The organism is Streptomyces sp. NPDC029296 (assembly GCF_055569255.1).
Genome location: NZ_JBVHXT010000114.1, coordinates 1 through 1530 on the forward strand (window position 1 = coordinate 1; position 1530 = coordinate 1530).

Annotated in this window: 2 protein-coding genes; both read right to left on the bottom strand. The window is 66.7% G+C overall.

The annotated features are described in order from the left end of the window. On the bottom strand, positions 1-1148 hold a 1148-nt coding region (gene treS, locus ACZ4W9_RS40275; protein WP_467944217.1), incomplete at its 3' end, for a maltose alpha-D-glucosyltransferase. Next, on the bottom strand, positions 1145-1530 hold a 386-nt coding region (locus ACZ4W9_RS40280; RefSeq protein ID WP_467944218.1), incomplete at its 5' end, for an alpha-glucosidase C-terminal domain-containing protein. The genes ACZ4W9_RS40280 and treS, both read right to left, overlap by 4 nt.

Genomic DNA, 1530 nt, shown 5'->3' on the forward strand with positions numbered 1-1530 from the left:
AGCAGGGCGGTGAACAGCTCGATCTGGTTGCGGTCGTTGTCGAGCAGGGGGGCGAGGCGGCGGCGGATGCCGATGTTGGCGCGCATGCGGGGGTCTTTGGCGTACTCGGCCCACATGTAGTCGCGTTCCTCGTCGGTGACCATTTCGAGGGTCAGCTCGTCGTGGTTGCGCAGGAAGATGCCCCACTGGCAGGTGGAGGGGATCGCGGGGGTCTTGGCGAGGATCTCGGAGACCGGGTAGCGGGACTCGCGGCGTACGGCCATGAAGATGCGGGGCATGACGGGGAAGTGGAAGGCCATGTGGCACTCGTCGCCGCCCACGGAGTAGTCGCCGAAGTAGTCGACCACGTCCTCGGGCCACTGGTTGGCCTCCGCCAGCAGCACCTTGTCGGGGTACTGGGCGTCGATCTCCTTGCGGACCCGCTTCAGGAACTCGTGGGTGGCGGGCAGGTTCTCGCAGTTGGTGCCCTCCCGCTGGTACAGGTACGGCACCGCGTCCAGCCGGAACCCGTCGATGCCGAGATCCAGCCAGAACCTGAGCGCGGAGAGGATCTCCTCCTGGACGGCCGGGTTCTCGTAGTTCAGGTCGGGCTGGTGCGAGAAGAAGCGGTGCCAGTAGTACTGCTTGCGCACCGGGTCGTACGTCCAGTTGGAGACCTCGGTGTCGACGAAGATGATCCGGGCGTCCTGGTACTGCTTGTCGTCGTCGGCCCAGACGTAGTACTCCCCGTACGGCCCGTGCGGGTCCCGCCGCGACTCCTGGAACCACGGGTGCTGGTCGCTGGTGTGGTTCATGACGAAGTCGATGATCACCCGCATGCCGCGCTGGTGGGCGGCGTCCACGAACTCCACGAAGTCGGCGAGGTCGCCGAACTCGGGGAGGACGGCGGTGTAGTCGGAGACGTCGTAACCGCCGTCCCTGAGCGGGGACTTGAAGAACGGGGGCAGCCACAGGCAGTCCACGCCGAGCCACTGGAGATAGTCGAGCTTGGCGGTCAGGCCCTTCAGGTCGCCGACACCGTCGCCGTTGCTGTCCTGGAAGGAGCGGACCAGGACCTCGTAGAAGACGGCGCGTTTGAACCAATCCGGGTCCCGGTCTCCCGCGGGTGTGTCCTCGAAGGTGTCCGGAACAGGCTCGTTGACGGTCATATCGTGGGTGACCCTCCGATCTGCGGGTTGGACGGTCGCAGGACGGTGAAGACATGCGCGGGCCTGTGACCAGGTTCGAGGCGCACGTAGTTGGCCCTGCCCCAGTGGTAGGTCTCGCCGGTGAGCTCGTCGCGCACCGGCACGGACTCGTGCCGGTCCAGGCCGAGTCGCGGCATGTCCAACGAGACCGTGGCCTCCTGGGTGTGGTGCGGGTCGAGGTTGACGACCACGAGGACCGTATCCGTCCCCGTGCGCTTGGAATAGACGAGCACCGCGTCCTGGTCCGCGTGGTGGAAGTGGAGGTTGCGCAGGCGCTGGAGCGCGGGGTGGCGGCGGCGGATGGTGTTCAGGCGGGTGATGAGCGGGGCGATGCTGCGGCCCT